Source organism: Ruminococcus sporogenes (assembly GCF_054655175.1).
This window is the reverse complement of the sequence record NZ_BAAHOA010000002.1, coordinates 540,488-560,126: the sequence shown is the minus strand read 5'-3', so window position 1 is coordinate 560,126 and position 19,639 is coordinate 540,488. Positions and strand designations below refer to the sequence as shown.

At 36.1% G+C, this 19,639-nt stretch carries 12 protein-coding genes; 6 read left to right on the top strand and 6 right to left on the bottom strand.

Features of this window, described 5'->3' with window-relative positions:
- Window positions 1–10 precede the first annotated feature (10 nt).
- From ACYQ0N_RS09255 to folD, 6 genes are all read left to right on the top strand, one after another.
- Complete coding sequence (locus ACYQ0N_RS09255) at window positions 11–3,331, top strand: PD-(D/E)XK nuclease family protein (protein ID WP_460162501.1); 3,321 nt, start codon at window positions 11–13, stop codon at window positions 3,329–3,331.
- Window positions 3,315–6,851: a helicase-exonuclease AddAB subunit AddA gene (addA, locus tag ACYQ0N_RS09250; protein ID WP_460162500.1), complete on the top strand. Its 3,537-nt coding sequence runs from the start codon at window positions 3,315–3,317 to the stop codon at window positions 6,849–6,851. The genes ACYQ0N_RS09255 and addA overlap by 17 nt, the downstream gene beginning before the upstream one ends.
- Before the next feature lie 79 nt (window positions 6,852–6,930).
- The gene (gene yfmF, locus ACYQ0N_RS09245; protein ID WP_460162499.1) at window positions 6,931–8,202 is read left to right on the top strand and encodes an EF-P 5-aminopentanol modification-associated protein YfmF; all 1,272 of its coding nucleotides are present in this window, start codon (window positions 6,931–6,933) and stop codon (window positions 8,200–8,202) included.
- A 1-nt stretch (window position 8,203) separates the two neighbouring features.
- The gene (yfmH, locus tag ACYQ0N_RS09240) at window positions 8,204–9,472 is read left to right on the top strand and encodes an EF-P 5-aminopentanol modification-associated protein YfmH (protein ID WP_460162498.1); all 1,269 of its coding nucleotides are present in this window, start codon (window positions 8,204–8,206) and stop codon (window positions 9,470–9,472) included.
- A 13-nt stretch (window positions 9,473–9,485) separates the two neighbouring features.
- The gene (gene lgt, locus ACYQ0N_RS09235; protein WP_177533451.1) at window positions 9,486–10,613 is read left to right on the top strand and encodes a prolipoprotein diacylglyceryl transferase; all 1,128 of its coding nucleotides are present in this window, start codon (window positions 9,486–9,488) and stop codon (window positions 10,611–10,613) included.
- On the top strand, window positions 10,614–11,468 hold the full coding sequence (folD, locus tag ACYQ0N_RS09230; RefSeq protein ID WP_460162497.1) for a bifunctional methylenetetrahydrofolate dehydrogenase/methenyltetrahydrofolate cyclohydrolase FolD: 855 nt from the start codon (window positions 10,614–10,616) through the stop codon (window positions 11,466–11,468).
- Between the two features lie 258 nt (window positions 11,469–11,726).
- On the opposite strand, the gene ACYQ0N_RS09225 is transcribed toward folD, so the two are convergent.
- From ACYQ0N_RS09225 to ACYQ0N_RS09200, 6 genes are all read right to left on the bottom strand, one after another.
- Complete coding sequence (locus tag ACYQ0N_RS09225; RefSeq protein ID WP_177533453.1) at window positions 11,727–13,196, bottom strand: amino acid adenylation domain-containing protein; 1,470 nt, start codon at window positions 13,194–13,196, stop codon at window positions 11,727–11,729.
- An 85-nt stretch (window positions 13,197–13,281) separates the two neighbouring features.
- Window positions 13,282–13,518 (bottom strand): phosphopantetheine-binding protein, encoded by a 237-nt coding sequence (locus tag ACYQ0N_RS09220; protein WP_177533454.1) that lies wholly within the window; start codon window positions 13,516–13,518, stop codon window positions 13,282–13,284.
- Between the two features lie 36 nt (window positions 13,519–13,554).
- Window positions 13,555–14,772 carry a winged helix-turn-helix domain-containing protein gene (locus tag ACYQ0N_RS09215; protein ID WP_460162496.1) on the bottom strand — a complete coding sequence of 406 codons (1,218 nt, stop codon included), beginning with the start codon at window positions 14,770–14,772 and terminating at the stop codon, window positions 13,555–13,557.
- Between the two features lie 60 nt (window positions 14,773–14,832).
- Entirely contained in the window at window positions 14,833–16,611 is a 1,779-nt protein-coding gene (locus ACYQ0N_RS09210) for an ABC transporter ATP-binding protein (protein ID WP_460162495.1), read from the bottom strand.
- Window positions 16,598–18,394: an ABC transporter ATP-binding protein gene (locus ACYQ0N_RS09205; RefSeq protein WP_177533457.1), complete on the bottom strand. Its 1,797-nt coding sequence runs from the start codon at window positions 18,392–18,394 to the stop codon at window positions 16,598–16,600. Before ACYQ0N_RS09205 ends, ACYQ0N_RS09210 begins: the two co-directional genes overlap by 14 nt.
- Before the next feature lie 211 nt (window positions 18,395–18,605).
- Complete coding sequence (locus ACYQ0N_RS09200; RefSeq protein WP_460162494.1) at window positions 18,606–19,625, bottom strand: HAD-IIIC family phosphatase; 1,020 nt, start codon at window positions 19,623–19,625, stop codon at window positions 18,606–18,608.
- Window positions 19,626–19,639 lie beyond the last annotated feature (14 nt).

Below are 19,639 nucleotides of genomic sequence, written 5' to 3'. Positions count from 1 at the left end.
GGGAAACGTATTGCTTAAATTTATACTTGGAGGCGCCGGATTCGGCAAATCAACGGTAATTATAAATGAAATATATAAATTGGCTGATAGCGGAAAAAAAATAATAGTTATTGTACCGGAACAGTTTTCATTTGATTCCGATAAAAAGCTATATAAAAAATTAGGCTGCCGGCTATTCAATAGAATTCTTTCATTAAGCTTTACAACCATGGCAAGAGAGATTTTTGAAAAATACGGAAGCAGGTCGGGAGAGTATGCCGATGATATGCATAAATATATAATTATGCATAAAACAGTTAAAAAACTGTTATCAGACAAACAGCTTAAATATTTTGCAAGGCAGGCGGGAAGACCTGATTTTATAAACGACGCCTTAAAAATTGTTGTTGAATTCAGACAAAGCGGCATTTCTGCCGATGATTTCATAGCTAAAATGTGCGGTGATAATGCTTCATTATCCGAGAAAATATCGGATTTGTCTATGATATATTATACATATGACAGTATGCTTGCAGAGAATGAGTTAAAGGATAGCCTAACAGATATTTCAGAAGCGGCGGCTATAGCAGAAATAAACGATTATTTTAAAAATACAGTTGTTTTTTTTGATGAATTCGAGAGCTTTACGGGTGATGAATACAAGCTTATTGAAACGATTATAGGACAATCAAACGACGTATATGTTTCTCTAAGGCTTGAACAGCTTGAAAATAACGGAGTTAATTTATTTGATTCGGTTAAAAACACATGGAAGCGATTTTATCAGATTGCGCAGAAATATGGCAAACCTATTGATACTGTTAATTTAATTAAGCCAGTAAAATACAAAAACGAAGACCTTGCACATTTGAATTTAAATATACTTCGTCCTGTAAGAAAACGCTTATCTAAGTCTGAAAATATAAAAATATGCGAATGCCGCGACCTATATGAGGAGGCGGACTGGATTTGCTCGGAAATAAAACGGCTTGTGCGGAACGACGGGTATAAATACAGCGAAATTGCGGTTATGTCAAGGCAGCTTTCGGAATATACATATATTTTTGAGGCCGCGTGTGAAAAATATGAAATACCGTTTAGTTTAGATATTAAAAAAAGCGTAATGCATACCTCTATTATGCAGTATATTTCAAGTATTATTGAAATAATTTCAGAAAAAAAATTTTCCTCTGAAATGATATTTAAATACGCTAAGACCAGTCTGAGCGGAGTTGCGTCTGAAAGAATATCAGAGCTTGAAAATTATTGCTATGAATGGGATATTGACGGCGAAAAATGGATGAAACCATTTTCAGCGGGATTGGATGAATATCCATTTGCAGAAAAGACAAGAAAAGAGCTTGTCGAGTCTCTTTATAAGCTTCGTTTAAAGTGTGTTGATACTGACAGCAGGGGAATTTGCCGCGCTTTGTTTGAATTTATAACAGAAATGAACGTTCAGGAAAAGGTAAACGGAATAATAAGCAGCTTCAAAGAAAAAGGTTTTATTTATCTTGCTAAGGAATTCAAGAGAATTTGGGGACTGCTTATGGATATTCTTGAGGCTGTTTCCGAAACCGGAGGAGATATTTCAATCACAGGCTTTCGCGACATTTTTATTATGATGCTAAGACAGATAAGCTATTCGGTCCCTCCTCAGACTCTTGACGGCGTGAGGATAGTTTGTGCAGAAACAGCAAGACTTGACAGCCCAAGAGCCGTATTTATCGCAGGCGTAAACGACGGATTTTTTCCGGCAAATATTAGTCAGAATGGAATTTTAAATGAAACGGATAGGCTTCTGTTCGAGCAGTCTGGAATCAGTCTTTCAAGATCAAATGAGGAATTAATAGCCGATGAGAAACTGATTGTATATAAAACGATTACCTATGCGTCTGATAAGCTTTACATAACATATCCTTTGTCCGACAGTATGAATCGGAATAGGTACGCGGCTCCGGTTTTAAAGCAAATAAGAGAAATGTACGACAATGAGATTCTGGAATATGCTTCGGATAAAAATATTATTGATTACAGTTTAACTCCTAAGGCAGCTTATATTAATCTTGTACAGCATTTTGGAGAAACCGGTCAGGAAATTGAGAGTATCAGAAAGGCTCTTGAAAATAACGAAATTTATAGAGGAAGAATACGTTATCTTGAAAATGTAAGCAGCGACAGAAATTTTATTATAAATGACAAGTCCCTCATGAAACGGATTTATTCTGACAGACTGACTATTTCCGCAACGGCGGTTGAGGAATATAATACCTGTCACTTTAAATATTTTTGCCATACAGGTCTTAAGCTGAGAATAAAGAAAAAAAAAGCTTTTGATTATATTAGCCAGGGCAATTTAACTCATAGGTGCCTTGAAAAGATACTTGGATCATGCAAAAACAAAGAAGAATTTGATAATTTAAACCATGAACAAATATCTGAAATAATACATAAATGCATAAATGAATTTATTGAAGAGGGTTTGGGCGGAGAGGCTATGCTTACGTCTTCTGCTAAAGCCTCGCTTGAAAATATTTCCGGCAATATAGAGGTATTAATACGACAGCTTCAATGCGAGCTTCGTCAGTCTGAATTTCGTCCTGTGGCGTTTGAGCTTGACGTTAGCGAGGGCGGCAACAGCCCTGTAATAAAGACCGCGGACGGCATAGAAATTTATCTGCGGGGAGTAGTTGACAGAATTGATATTTATGAAAAGGATAATGAAAAATATCTGAGGGTTATAGATTATAAAACGGGAACAAAGACGTTTTCAATTTCGTCGTTGCTTTACGGCATAAATATGCAGATGCTTATTTACATGTTTTCGGTTACAGGAAAAAACGGAAGATTTTCTGATTATACGCCCGCCGGAGTTCTTTATATGCCGTCCGGAGGAGCGGCTTGCGGCCGCGATAGAAATGATGAGCTGTCGGTTGACGATTATCTTTCAAAGCATTTTAAAATGAACGGAATCGTACTGAGCGACAGAACGGTTCTAAACGCCATGGAAAAGGATATTAAGGGAGTATATATTCCTGCAAAGCTTTTGAAGGCGGATGGAGGAACAGGGACTCTCATGCTTAATAAAAAGGCTTCCTCTTGCCTTAACGCTAAAAACTTTAAACGTCTCAGAAGCTATACGGACAGCGTGCTTTTAAAAATGTGCAGCGAGCTTTACGGAGGTCAGATACAAGCCGATCCCATAATTTTTGGAAAAGCGCCTTGCGATTACTGCGATTATTGGTCCGTGTGCGGCAATGTTCCTGTTGAGAATTATCGTGAGCCTGAAAAAAATGCAGAAGAAATTATGATGGAAAAACTCGGAGGTGAAAACGATGAGCAGATGGACTAAAGAGCAGCGTCAGGCTATAAACGCTTCAGGACGCTCAGTAATTGTATCGGCAGCGGCAGGCAGCGGCAAAACCTCCGTACTTGTTGAGAGACTTATAAGAATAATTTCCGACCGCGAAAATCCGGTTCCCGTTGAAAGAATGATCGTTGTAACGTTTACAAACGACGCGGCGGCGGAAATGAAACAGCGTTTAGCGTCGGCGCTTTCTTCTATGATAGAAATAAATCCGGACGATAGCTGGCTTTCCAGGCAGAATTCTATGCTTTGCTGCGCTTCTATTTCAACAATACACTCGTTTTGTTTTGATTTGCTAAGAAATAACATAAATCAGCTTTCATTATCTTCAGGATTTAGAATAATAGATGAAACCGAGGAAAACGTTTTAAGGATTCAGGCGTATAAGAATATTTCAGAAAGATTTTATAACGAAAGATACGAGGATATGATTACGCTCAGAAATAACTTTTGCGTAAACGACGATAAGCCGCTTGAAGAGCTTGTTTATTCCCTATATAACTGCGTATCCTCCGTGCCCTTTTTTGAAAAATGGCTTGACGAAGCTTATGAAAAATATAATGGGGATCAGTATAAAGACTATTATATAAAATATGTTGAATCTAAAATTGATTTATGCAGCAGTTTGTTAAACAACGCTTCATGTCAATCTATTACCCTAAACAATGAAAAAATAATGTCGTTGATAAACGAAGATAAGCTTTATCTTGATAATATTTTTACTTTCTTTAAAAACGGAGTATTTGATGAATTTCATCGTAGCTTGTCTGCTGTAAAATTCAGGAACTTTCCTTCAGGAGTGAAAAATTCTGAAAATCCTGAGCTAAGGCAAAAAATAAAGTCATGTCGTGATAATTATAAAGAAATAATTACCGAATTGAAAAAAAGTTCAGAAATATTAGTAAATGCAGAGTCTGATCTTGAAAGGCACAAAATAATACAAAAAATCCTTTCAGACTTTTTAAAGGAATTTGCATCCGAGCTTTATTCCCTTAAAGAAAAAAAGAATGCAGTGGGATTTGACGATGCTGAAAGACTTGCTTTAGAGCTGCTTGCCGATATTAATAATTCCGGCATTATAGAGAAAACTCCTCTTGCAAGGGAGCTTTCCGAATATTATAAGCTTATTATGATTGATGAATTTCAGGATTCAAATAACCGTCAGGATATGATTTTTAAACTTCTGTCTAAAAATGGCCGCGCCGATAAATACGGAGATAATCTTTTTTTTGTGGGAGATGTAAAGCAATCAATCTATCGTTTCAGACTTGCGAATCCTGATAATTTTATAAATGCCGTCGGCAGCGCGGAGCCATATACTGAAAATGGAAATCAGAATGCCTATATCAGACTAAACCGTAATTTCCGAAGCTCAGGTGAAGTAGTGAATTTTGTCAATTATATATTCAAGCATATTATGTCGGAAAAGTGTGGAGATATAAATTATAACGATGATGAATATCTGATTCAGGGAGCGTCGTTCTGCGAGGCTGAAAGGAATCCTCTGATTATGCTTTTTGACGAGACGGAAGACGCGGAAAATACGGAAGCCGAGTGCATTGCCGATAAAATAGAGGAAATGCTCGGAAATCAAACGCCTGTGAGCATTGATATGGGAAAAGGTTCAAGACCGTGTCAGATGAAGGATTTCTGCATACTTCTCAGAAACAGGAAAAATATAGCCGTTTATACAAGGGAGCTTGAAAAAAAAGGAATATCAGTAGATTCTGAGGACGAGTCCGGATATCTGAAAGCAAGGGAAATATCTATTTTAATGAATCTTCTCAGAGTTATAGATAATCCGCTGACTGATACTGCATTGGTTTCTGTAATGCTTTCCCCTATGTTTATGTTTACGGTTCAGGATACTGCTGAAATAAGACTGATAAATAAAAATGCGCATATATACAGTAATTTGTGCGAAGGTCTCGGATTAAACGGAAAAAAAATAATATTCCAGAACGAGCTGTATACAAAGGCGTTATTTCTTTATGAGGTTATCATGGAATTAAGGCTGTATATAAGTGCGTGCACGCTGCAGGAGCTTATCAGAAAAATATATGACAGTACTGATTTTCTTTCAGTTATGCAGATTTACGGAGACGCTAAAAGGAAAAAAGCAAATCTGCGTATGATGCTTGAATATGCGGAAGATTATGAAAAGAATTCTGACGGAGGACTTTCGGGTTTTTTAAGGTATATTGACAGAATAATGGAATCTAAAGGAGACTTTAAAGCTGTAAGCGGATCTTCAGGATCGCAAAACGCCGTTTCTGTTAAAACCATGCATAAATCCAAGGGACTTGAATATCCGTTTGTATTTATAGCGGAAACGTCGACGAAATTCAGCCGTTTGGATAAAATGAAACCGTTTCAGTTTTCGTATGAATCAGGGCTTGGATTCAAGCTGCAGAATAAAGAAAAATATGAACGTTTTAACACATTGCCTTATGAAGCGATAAGTTTGGAAAATCGGCGCAATGCAGTTAGCGAGGAAATGCGCCTGCTTTATGTGGCGCTGACAAGAGCTAAAGAACGTTTATTTATTACGTTAAACGCCGGTGAAGCCAATTTAAAAAAGGCTCAGGCAATGGCGACCGACATATTACTAAACGGAGGTATATCCGATCGTATATCCGCTTCGGCAAATTCAATGGAAGATTGGCTGTTGATGACCTTGATTTCTCATGGAGGTTCAGGTACGATCAGAGAGCGGTTTCAGATATTTGAAAGTTTTAGGTATAATGAGGATTTTAAAATAGACTATGAATTTTATAATCCAAATAAAACGGATGAAATAATTCAGCTTCCGAAAGAAAGGAGCTTGCCATGTGAGGAAATGGTAAGGCAAATTGAGGACATGTTCAGCTTTAACTATGACCTTTCGCTGTCTGCTCTTACGTCAAAGCTTTCAGTGTCTGATATTTCAAAAAATGAAGGAAGCTTTGAAGCTCCTCTTAAGCGTCCGGAGTTTGCAAGGGAAGCGGGGGGACTTACTCCTGCTGAAAAGGGTACTGCGTTACATAGATTTTTGCAGTTTACTGATTTTAGCGCTCTGAAAAAGGACTACCAAATGGAGCTTGAAAGGCTTTATAATACCGGTTATTTAACTGAAAAGCAGAAAAGTGCAATTAAAGAGGACGATATTAACGCATTTTTGGATTCTAAGCTTTTTGAAAGAATAAATTGCTGCAAGAATATACTAAGAGAAAAGAAATTTCTAATAGCAATCGACGATCTTGAGCTTGAAGACGAGTTTGGTATGGAATACAAAAATACGTCGGGTATGCTTAACGGAATAATAGATATGGTTTTGGAATTTGAAGATTATCTTGTATTAGTAGATTATAAGACGGACAGGGTTTCCGATATAAATGAGCTTGCGGAAAAATATAAGCGTCAGATTGAGCTGTATAAACTTACTCTTGAAAAAACTGAGATCAAACCTGTTAAAGAAGCCCTCATATATTCTTTTTCTAAAAAATCTGAAATACGAGTTTTATAATTTTTAAAAATATATGGAATTTATCGGATAAATGTGCTATAATAAAAAGGTCGGAAAAAATTAAAAGGAGAAAATAAATATGGCGGTGTATCAAAGAAAAGATATTGCTGAGGGTATCGGCTATACATCAATTATCGATCCTAAATTTAAAACTCAGAGAGTGCAGATAATGTTTATTACCGAGCTTAAAAAGGAAACTGCTTCGGAAAATGCCATTGCTGTCGGCGTTTTAGGCTCATCTAACTGCAAATATAAAAATATCAGTGAAATTACAGCTAAGCTTAATTCGCTTTATGGTGCAAACATTAATATAGATATTCTTAAAATTGCCGATTATCAGAGACTTTGTATAGGCGTAAGCTCTATAAACAGTAAATACGCTCTTGAAGGCGAGGATATAAACGCGGAAGTGCTTTCTATATTACTTGATTGCATTTTCTCTCCTAACGTTATAAAAAATGGCGAAGGAAAGCTTGAATTTGCTCATGAACCGTTTGATTTCAGAAAAAGAGATATTCTGGATTCAATTGAAGCTGAAATAAATAATAAAAGAGCCTATGCAGTTATGCAGGCTCAAAAATCAATATATAACGGCGAAAACAGCGCCAATTCTTCATACGGCGCCAAGGAAACCGCTGAATCAGTTACCGCTGAATCTGCATATAAGGCATATAAAAAACTCCTGAAAACTGCCAAAATTGAGATTTATTATGTCGGTTCGGAGGAAAATACCAATGCTGAGAATGCTATTTTTGAAGCTTTTTCCAGGATTGAAAGAATTCCGTCCGCTGTTAAGTATTACAGCCACAGTCCTCTTAAGCAGAGCATTTGCAGGACGGAAGAAAGGCTTGATGTAAACCAGTGTAAAATGGTTCTTGCATTTAAAGGAAAAAGCGATGATTATGATGCTGTAAGACTTATGAATACAATTTTCGGAGCTACCCCTTTTTCAAAGCTTTTTATAAATGTCAGAGAAAAGCAGAGTCTTTGCTATTATTGTACGTCGCAGTATAACAGATTTAAAAAAACACTTATGGTAGACTGCGGAATAGAAGAAGAAAATATTGAAAAAACAGAAAAGGAAATCATAAAACAGCTTGAGGATATTAAAAACGGGGAATTTTCAGATGAGGATATAAGCAATTCAGTTTTAAGCATTATCAATTCGCTTAAAGGTGTCGGAGATACTTCCACGTCATATATTAATTGGTATTTCGGATGTCTCGCTAACGGAGAATTACTTGAACCTTCCGAATCTGTTGAGAAAATAAAGGCCGTTACAAGAGAGCGAATTATTGAAGCCGCTAAATCTTTTGAGCTTGATACGGTTTATGTGATGAGAGGTGAATAAAATGGATATCAACAGAATTATATGCGAACAGACAGGCGATAGTTGTAATTATATAAAGCATTCGTCGGGGCTTGAGATATTTGTATGTGAAATGGAGGGCTTCAGTACAACTGAAGCGTTATTCGGAACTAAATATGGTTCTATTAATACATGCTTTAAAACGAATGCTGACAAGGAATTTACGACAGTACCGGAGGGTATCGCCCATTTTTTAGAGCATAAGCTTTTCGAAAACGAGGACTGTGACGCCTTTGAGCTTTATGCTAAGACCGGCGCTAATGCCAATGCGTATACTTCTTTTGACAGAACCTGTTATCTTTTCAGTTGTTCAGATAATTACAAGGAATCTCTTGAGATATTACTCAGCTTTGTTCAAAACCCTTATTTTACACAGGAAACCGTAGATAAGGAACAGGGAATTATTAGTCAGGAAATTAAAATGTGCGACGATAACCCTACCTGGAAGGTATTGTTCAATATGCTTCAGGGAATGTATCATAAGCATCCCGTCAGAATAGATATAGCCGGTACAATTGAAAGCATAGCTGAAATTGACGCCGATCTTCTCTATAAATGCTATAATACCTTTTATAATCTTCATAATATGGTTTTAGTAGTAGCCGGAAATGTTAAAACGGAAGAGGTAATAAATATTGCCGATAAGCTTCTAAAACCATGCGAAAATCAGGCGCTGGAAACTGTGTTTCCGGAAGAACCGTATGAAATAGTCCAAAAGGAGGTTTATGGAAATCTTCCGGTAGGCACGCCGATTTTTAATGTTGGTATAAAATGCAGACCGGAAAGCGGATTTAACAGGCTTAAATCAGATATGGAGTGCTCCATAGCCGGTAATATAATTTCAGATCCTTCAGCTCCGCTTTACAAAAAGCTTCTTGACGAGGAACTTATAAATTCTACATTTGGGTTTGAAGTCTTTTGCGGAGACGGCTTTTTCTGTCTTATTTTCAGCGGAGAATCCGCCTATCCTAAAAAGGTGATGCAGTATATCGTCGATGAGATAGAACGCGTTAAGGTTGAGGGACTGGATAAATCTCTTTATGACAGTATAAAAAAATCCACCTACGGTATGATTGTAAGAGAAAGCAATAATGCTGAAGCTGTTGCCGGAAATCTTATATCGGCCTATATGTCTGGAGTAGGACCTTATGATTCTATAAGGATATTGTCTGAAATGACTTATAACGATGTGCAGAAGGCTTTATTAAATCGTTTTGACACCGGAAACATGACAATTTCGGTTATTGAATAAGGAGAATGTTACAATGACTGCTATCAGCGAACTTAAACAAAATCAGGTGATATTCCCTAAGCTTGGAATTGATATAACTATTAATGATACCGCGTTTACTCTTTTTGGACTTGAAATCAAATGGTACGGTCTTTTAATTACGCTTGGAATGCTTCTTGCGATGATTTACTGCTTTTCTCAGATGAAAAAGTACGGTATAGATCCGGACAGAGCAATAGACGCTGTTATCGGTGGAATAATAGGCGGACTTATAGGTGCGAGAGCCTATTATGTGATTATGCAATGGGAGGATTATGCAGGAAACTGGAAATCAATATTTAATATAAGAAACGGCGGCTTGGCTATATACGGCGGTATTATAGGCGCGGTTATTGTAGGCGGTCTTGTTGCAAAGCTGCGCAAGGTAAAGCTTTTGCCTCTTCTGGACGTTGCTTCAATGGGATTTCTGCTGGGGCAGGGAATAGGTAGATGGGGGAATTTTACTAATCAGGAGGCTTTTGGTTATAATACTGACAATATTTTTGGAATGTCCAGCGGCAAAATAAGAGACTGGATTATATCTGTAAACAGCGATATGAGCTCTCCGGCCGATTTGATCGCTATGAATGCGGATAAGCCGGTACACCCATGTTTCTTATATGAATCCGTATGGTGTCTGCTTGGCTTTGTATTACTTGCAATTTTTGCTAAAAAAATACGAAAATTCGACGGACAAATCTTTTTAATGTATTTAGGCTGGTACGGCTTGGAACGCTTCTTTATCGAAGGCCTGCGGACAGACAGTCTTATGATCGGCACAATGAGGGTTTCACAGGTATTAGCGGCAATATGCTTTATTTCTTCAGTTATACTGCTTGTTGTTATTCTGAATAAGGTAAAGCGTATGGGAGACGAATACGTTTTGTATGTAGATACTGATGAATCAAAGGAGCTTATCAGGCAGTCGGAATTACGCGGAATAAAAAAACAAAATGATATTGAAAATAACGCCGACGACGAGGAACCTGACGGAGAAGAACAGGGAATAATAAGCAGCGACGGCAATAATGAAGATAATACAGATAATTCAGATTATGAAAATTATGAATCTGAAAATATAGATGAAATAGACGAGATAAAAATTGAATCGGAGGAAGAATAAATGGCTAAATTAATTAACGGTAAAGAAGTTTCATCAAAAGTTAAGGAAGAAGTACGCATTGAAACCGAAAAGCTCTTAGAAAAGGGGATTAAGCCTGGTCTTGCAGTTGTGATTGTAGGAAATGATCCTGCTTCAAGAGTGTATGTAAATTCAAAAAAAAGAGCGTGTGAAGAGGTTGGATTCAATTCCTTTGAATATGCTCTTCCGGAGGAAACCTCTCAGGAAGAACTTCTGCAGCTTGTGGAAAAATTAAATAATGACGAAAAGGTGGACGGTATTCTTTGTCAGCTTCCACTTCCAAAGCATATCAATGAAAATGCTGTTATAAATTTAATTATACCTGATAAAGATGTGGACGCTTTCCATCCTTATAATGTTGGTAAGATTATGATCGGAGACTTTGCCTTTCTTCCTTGTACCCCGGCAGGCGTTATGGAATTGATAGACAGCACAGGAATAGATATTTCCGGAAAGTCGTGCGTTGTAGTAGGACGAAGTAATATTGTAGGCAAACCGATGTCTATGCTTCTTCTTCACAGAAGTGGTACTGTTACTATATGTCATTCTAAGACGCAAAACCTCAAAGAAATATGCGCAGGTGCAGATATACTGGTTGCCGCAGTAGGTAAGGCTAATTTCATTACTCCGGATATGGTAAAGGATGGCGCCGTTATAATTGACGTAGGCATGAACAGGCTTGAAAACGGCAAGCTTTGCGGTGACGTTGATTTTAACGGCGCAGAAAAAAAAGCTTCCTACATAACTCCTGTACCTGGAGGAGTCGGACCTATGACAATTGCTATGCTTATGAAAAATACGCTGACCGCCGCTAAAATGCATAACGGATTGTTATAAAACTCCATACTGATGCATTTCAGAACTGTCTAAATAGTAAAAATATTCTTAGTCCGACCGAATATTGTGGCTAATAATATATGCCCTCGGAATTTATGTACAAAATCCGAGGGCATTTCTTTCTTATAATTCTAATGTAACGGCAAAAATATGAACATTACTCTTGGCCGAAAGCTTTATTGACGACACGTTTCCCTAAATAAACTCTCTTTATGGCTGTATTCAAAGGTTTGAATTTCAAGCCGAAAAATCATCGTCTTATATATTCATCAAAGAATTCCGGTCTATTTTTCCGTTTAACTTCAACGGGAACTTATCTAACCTTACATATTTTTGTGGAATCATGTACTGCGGAATCATTTTACTCAGGAACAAATTTATATCCTTGATGTCTATCTCTGTATTTGACATATAAAAACATATCAATGTTTTCAAATTTGTTTTTTTATCCGTTTTCATTATAACAACAGCATCTTCAACAAGTCTGTAATTCTTTACCGCGGTTTCTATTTCACCAAGTTCTATTCTGTATCCTCTGAATTTTACCTGCGTATCCTTTCTTCCGATATAGGATATTTCTCCGTTATCATGCTGTATGCCAAGGTCTCCGGTTCTGTACATTTTCGGCGAGTAACCTGAAATATCTTTGCAAAAATGGGATTCTGTCATTTCCTTATCATTTAGATAACCTATCGCCACTGATTTTCCGGATATGCATATTTCACCTATTTCATTCTTTACTATAACATTTTCATCGTTTACAACAAAAACATTATATCCGGGCAAAGCTTTTCCGATATTTATCTCTCCGTCGTCAAGCTTCTTGAACGTTGCCCATACAGTTGCTTCTGTTGGTCCGTACATGTTATAAATTGATAAATCGCTGATTTTTTTTAGATTTTCATACATATTCTCAGGAAATTTTTCACCGCCGACGAGAAGCCGTTTTACTTTATTAAAGATAGCGCAGTTTCCTCTGAAATATATATATATATTTGTAAGCAGGGAAGGTGTCATCTGAACAATATCAATAGAATATTCGTCAATGAACGAGGCTATTTTCTTCGGATTATTCTGTAAGTGCATATCCATGAACACTACTGTCAGACCATAATAAAACGACGCTATGGATTCAAGAAATGATATATCAAAATTAAAAGCCGTATTAAGCATTATTTTTCCGTTATCCTCAGATATCATTATCTCTTTAATTGAAAAAATAAAATTATATGCCGCCTCTTTTCCGATAACAACACCCTTTGGAACTCCGGTTGTTCCCGATGTGTATAAAACATATGAAACATCTTCGTCAAATAAAGGTGATTCTTCTTTGCAGCAATAGATATTAAGAGCGTCGTATCTGCCGCATACGAAATAATTTTCAAGGTCAAATTCTTTTGCTTTTTCAGCAGTCGTAATTATATACTGAGGTCTTGAATTACTGATGATATGACCTATTCTCGTTTTTTTCTCATTAAAATCTATATTGCAGTATGCAATGTTCAAAGAAAAAAATGTAAGCATCAATTCAATCTGTTCAACGCACCGTGGAGTAACAAGCAATACAAGTGATCTTTCCTTTATGCCTGTTTCTTCTTTCATATATAAACAGGCTCTGTCAATTTTGTCTTTAAGTTCTTTATATGATATAATATTTCCGTTGTTTATCATAGCTGTTTTTCCATTTTTCGCACTTTCTGCAATTGAGTTTATCAAATTGTATTCCATATTAAAAACCTCAAAAATCTTTTTAATGCAGTATCTATAAAATCATCAGTTGAGACTTGTATAATACCGCGTCGGTTATATCTCATTAATTTTTATGACTCAAAATATAATTTATTATTTTAGAAACTGTATTTACAGACTCAACCGATAAATCACTGTAACCGAATTCTATATTATATTTATCCTCTAACAAAACTATAAGCTGAATACAATTTAAGGAATTAAGCCCGATTTCAATCAAATCATCGTCAGCCTGTATTGCCTTTCCGTTACTGTCTACAAAAGAATTATCAACGATCAGATCTATTATTTCTTTTTCCATAATTATATATCGCATACCCTCCTGACTATTTAAAAATCATCGGTTTAATACCATATTATTCCAATCATCTTTATTAACTTGCTGAGCGCCCAGATAATTACAGAATCTATTCATTCCTTCTTCTAATTTTTCAATTAATCTGTCATTTATTTTTATTCCGTCTTCCCACCACCAGTTTTCAAGTCTCAGTTCTTCTTCTCCGCGATACTGTTTAGGCTCAAATCTTCCGATAAACTGATTGCCGTATAACACAGGCAGAACATAATATCCGAATTTTCGCTTAGCTACGGGAGTATATACTTCCCAGCTATAATCAAAATCAAAGATATCTCTTATCATTTTTCTGTCCCACAAAAGATTGTCCAATGGCGCTAAAAATTTGACTTCTTTTTTTGTCGACTTCTTATTCAGATATTCTGTATCTTCGCTTCTGATATAAAACGGATTTTTAACGGATTCCACATAGAACTCTTCTATTTCACCTTTTTCTAAAAGTCTCTTTATTTTAGAATTTCTAATATCGGAATCGGATATAAAATGTCCTAGCCATCCGCCTCCGTTGCAAGCCCAAAGCATTCCGACAGAACCTATCCTTCTTTTTACATACCATTCGTAAAATTCATCATCGGATTGAAAAGGATCGCTTTCCTCAAGAATTTCTTTTTTGAGCAGTTTTTCTGTAAATTCGTATGTTCTTTGAACATTATTTTTTGAATATATTCCCAGTTCTCCGATATTGAATAAATAATCCATTGCTGCACTGGCTAATTTTTTACTTCCCCATTTGCCAGGATTACATACTCCGATATCAATTGAACTCGACTGTGAAGGACCGTGTTTCTTGATATGTTCTCTCACTTCATCCAGATGTTCCAACGCCTGAAGAGAATTTCTTCTTGCTAAAACCGCCTCTATTTCTTTTCCTTTAGAAGCCCTTAAACGCTTGAAGTAAGGCCAGTCTTTTTGCAAATACAAAGCCATCATTTTATCCCATGCGTCAATAACAGTTCTTTTTTGGTAAAGCAGTTTATAAAGCATATCGGCATGATAACCTTTTACTCTTGACTGTAATGTAAGATCAGCGTTTCTTCCTACCACATTCAATGGATCATACTGTATGCATCCTACCTTTTCAAAATAGGATATTACGCCTTTTTCTTGGGTGTACCTACAGGCAGTATTCAGTCCCTGATAATTTATCAGAAAATTACGGGCTTCCTTTACAGATAAAACCTGATTCCTTTGAGTACTCATATTTTTTTACCTCTTCTCTTATGAAGTCTGACTTAACTGCTTCAGCACGATATGCGCTGATTATCTCTGATACCATTTTGCCTGTTCAAAGTACATCTTAGCATAAAATCCGTTCTTTTCTATAAGTTCATTGTGTGAACCGTCCTCAATTATCTTTCCTTCATTAAGTACGATAATTCTGTCAGCAGATTTGACTGAACCCAATCTGTGAGTTACTACAAGGACTGTCTTACCTTCTGAGATACGGGCAAATTGCTTATACACGAATGCTTCTTCGATAGGATCGATTGCCGCCGTCGGTTCGTCCAGCACAATAAGGTCATGTTCACGGTAAATACCTCTTGCTATAGCCAGTCTCTGCCATTCGCCTCCCGATATATCGATTCCATGAAATTCTTTGCTCAGAACTGTATCCAGATGATTATCTATTCCGTTCTTTTTATAATCGAATCCGGCATCGTCAAGTTTTCCTCTGAGATAATTTTCATCTTCTTTACGGTCGAAATCACTCAGCATAACATTTTCGTCCAATCGAAGCTTATACTTTCCGAAATTCTGGAAAACAGATGATATTCTTTTTGCAAAACTCTTTGTACTCCAATTGGTCGTATCTCTTCCGTTGATATAAACTTTTCCGTCAGTGGGCTTGAATAATCCCATAATTATTTTTACAAGAGTAGTTTTTCCTGAACCGTTAACGCCTACAATTGCTACATGGCTTCCCTTTGAGATTGTTAGTGAAACATTGTCTATTGCTTTTCGGTCTGTATACGGATAACCGAATGAAACATTCTCAAGTTTCAGATCGCCAATTGATTCGATAGAAGCGTCTTCTCCCTTAAATTCAGGAAGCTCAAGAAAATCATATAGTTTTCCTGCAAGGTTGGCGTGTTCATAAATAGTTCCGAACAGTTCAATCATTTCTTTCATTATGTCCATAAGTTTGTTCAGCGAATAATAAATTGCAGCAAAGAAGCCAAGGGTAATACTCCCTTCTATAAGATAATAAGTCAGGAGGGCAAACGAACCGATATGTCCTACATATGTAAGCAAAGTAAGAAAGCATTCGATTTTTGAGGTCTTTACCTGAACTTTCCACTGTTTGCCGTTAAACTCTTCTACTTTATTTCGATAACATTTAATAAAGTAAGGAATTGCTCCAAGTGTTTTCGTCTCTTTATAATACATTTTATCTATTAGACATTGCTGATAATATCCGCTCTGTCTGCTGCATTCTACGGTACTCTCCTGTAAACGGTACAACTGAGTTCCTTTTATGTATTGTGATATTACTTTAGGAATAAAGATAAGTATACAAAGCACAAACAGCATCGGTTTGACTGAGACAAGATATATTCCGACGCTTATAAAAAAGATCGCATAATAGATAACGCCATTCAAAAGATTTATCGTGGATTCCACTGCATGTCGTACACCGCCTATTGCCAGATTTATCTTATCATAAAGCTTGACAGATTCAAAATCAATCAAACTGAGTCTGCCGGCCTTTGCGTTCATGTCTTTCAGGATTTTGCTCATAAATGTGTAAAAATAAGATTTATTAATGTAATTCTGGAGTCCTTTGAAAACACTGAGCAAAAAGAAAAGCAATCCTGTAATAAGGATAATATTATCTATATCGGACCAGTTTCCGTTCTTGCTTATATCTGAAACAGAATCGAACAATAACTGTAATATATTAATTGATAAAAAATTGAAAACTGCCAGTAATATACAGACAATAAGATAAACGATAAAAAATCCCGGCAGCCTCTTAAAACCGTATTTCATCGTTCTGTGTATTACTTTATAAAAAGGTAATGTTTTATTTTTCATCATACCACTCCCTCTGAGTATTAAACATTGTTCTGTATAATAAGCAATCGTTCATTAATTCGTCGTGTTTTCCAAGTCCGACAACTTTTCCGCCGTCCAATACCAATATTTTGTCTGATAATTTGGTTGATCCCAATCTGTGCGAGATAAATAATGTAGTGCTGTTCTTTGATATTTCAGAGTATTTTTTATAAAGTCTGCTCTCCTCGAGCGGATCCAATGCAGACGTAGGTTCATCGAGAATTCTGACAGCCTGTTCTTTCATTAATGAACGTGCAAGCGCAATACGCTGCCACTGTCCGCCTGAAAAATCTATTCCGCCCTCTAATACTTTTCCTAAAGGAGTTTCATAACCTTCTTCGAGATCGTCAATAATTTCTTTTATTCCGGCATATTCAGCAGCGCTTTCAATTTTTTCCATATTATCCGCATTTTCTTTATCGCCTAACCCGATATTGTCTTTTATTGAAATGGAATAACGTGCAAAATCCTGATATACAATAGAAAAAAAAGAATAAAGCTGTTCTTTTGAATATAATTTGATATTCTTTCCGTTTATAAGTATTTCACCGTCGTCTATGTCATATAATCCAAGCATAAGTTTTGTAAGCGTACTTTTACCTGAGCCGTTTTTTCCGACAATAGCATAGTGAAGTCCTTTCTCTATATTAAAACTTACTCCATTCAAAATCATATTGTCAGTACCCGGATATTTAAAATATACATTTCTGAACTCTATTGTCTGAATATCCTCATTTTCTGCCTGAATACCGCCGTTTGTCTCGCTGTCCTCGTCAAGCTCCATGAACGATGTCATATCTTTCAGATATTCGTTATCTTCTGTTAAAGAACATATAAGATCAGGTATCTGAGAGGTAAATGCGTCTTCAAGCTGAAACAGAACTGTTATAAGTGATATGAAAAGACCTATTGTTATCTGTCCTGTTTTAAGATAATTCAATGATACAAATGCAATAACAATACAAACGGCAACAACAATGCTTGTAAGCAGTTTATTTACAACGAACCATTTTTTACGCACACCAAGCTCCATATTCGCTGATTTCATAAATAATCCTTCAAATTGTTCGTTATAATGCTCACTGTAATCAAACAGATTTCTTTCAGCCGCCATGTCACGGCCTCTCAGCATATTAAACTCAATATAATCCGACTTTCTCGAAACTTCACTGTTCCAGCGTACTTTTTCATAAACTTCCTTACTCAGGAAAAAGGAACATATGAAAATAGGCAATGCACTTACAAATGATACAGGAATAAACCACCATGAAATACTCCATATTGTTCCCGTCAGACCTGCTGTGAAAATTATTTTCGAAATAACATCAGTCAGATGATCGAAAGCCGTTTCGATAGTCGATAATCCCGGCCAGTTAATAATTCGATTTATCAGATCACATGTGTCCTCTTTTTCAATATATTCATACTTTAAATGTACGGTTCTCTCTATAATTTCCGGATAGAATTTAGAACGAAGTCCGATATTTATCTTTTCTTTAAACAACCTGACGCCGATAGTATAAAAATGCATGACCAGAAGTACAATCGTCAGGCCTGCTATATTCAAAAGTACTTTATTAAAATCAGTTTTTTCAGAGACATAAGTCATCAAACTGTCTATAAAATTAGCATTGAGAATAACGAGCGCAGAAGGAAGCAATGCTGCAATTGTTACTAAGATCAGTATTCCACAGCAAGCTGTAGGATTACATTGAAAACAAATCTTTAATGTGTCAATTAAAGTATATTTCTTTTTTTTAAGCATGATCCACCTCATTAACATTTTCTTTTGTAAATATTTATTTAGGGCGACGTCGCACAAAGAACGTATGGTGATTTTGTACGGTATAAATCTGCATATTTCTTTAATATATGGCAATTTACTTCTTGTACTTTACCGAGCGATATTTAACTCAAAATTTTTCAGCGCCGAAAATAAAACTGCTTGAAATACGTCTTATAAATGCGGTCGGCATTTATAAATTATTATTTATTGTTATATGATCCATGTCTTCTTTCACACTTAAATTTTTGCAAACCAAAAGATTTTCTTGCTCCGATTCCTCAAAGCCGTTGAACATGAGCATAATTTTCATCATTCGATTCTTTTCATTTGAAATAAACTCTGCAAAAAGCTTCTTGTTATGTTTTTGTACCTCTTTTTTTATCACATTCATAAGGATACTTCCGATTCCTCTTGACATAACTCTGCATGACAATAAAAACAGCTTTATTATTACATTATCTTCTTTCATTTCCAATAATATAATACCGATTTTTCCGTATGAACCAAAACGGTCTTTCAAACTCACAATAAGTAATTTATAATTATCCGAATCGATAAGTTTGCACAGTTCCTCATATGTATATGTATATCCTGTCGAATTCAACTGATGTGTACGTACTGTAAGTTCCTCAACTCGTTTTATATCTTCAACAGTTGCATAAGATACATCAACATACATGTTCAGACTATTCAAAAATTCAACCGAAGAACCTTTATATGATTCCTCTTCTTCTTTTCGCTTGATGTCGTTCATATACATAATTCTGCGGTTTCTGGAATCAGATGTTATAAAACGAGGTTGAAATTCGTCTCTGTTTAATATTCCCGAAACTTCATTTGCATTTATACAAAGCGCCTCAGGATTACTGAATGAAACTTCTTCAAGTTCAAACTGCTGATCGTCAATAAATGTTATCGAATCCATTCCGATATTTATCTGTTCCCTGATTTTCCGAACAGATTCTGATTTTGCATCCCATGTTATCTGAGGATATAGAAAATACTCATCCAAACCGAATTCACGGAGTTTAGCCATAGCATCGTCATAATTATTTTTACTGGCGACAGATTGCAGGATTCCTCTTTTATCCAATTCCTCTATAATTTCTTTTATATTGTCGTTGAGTTTTACTTCCTTATCTTCCGACAATACTCCATCCCATATCGTATTGTCCAAGTCCCATATAACACATTTTATTTTTTGTACCATATCGTATAACGCCA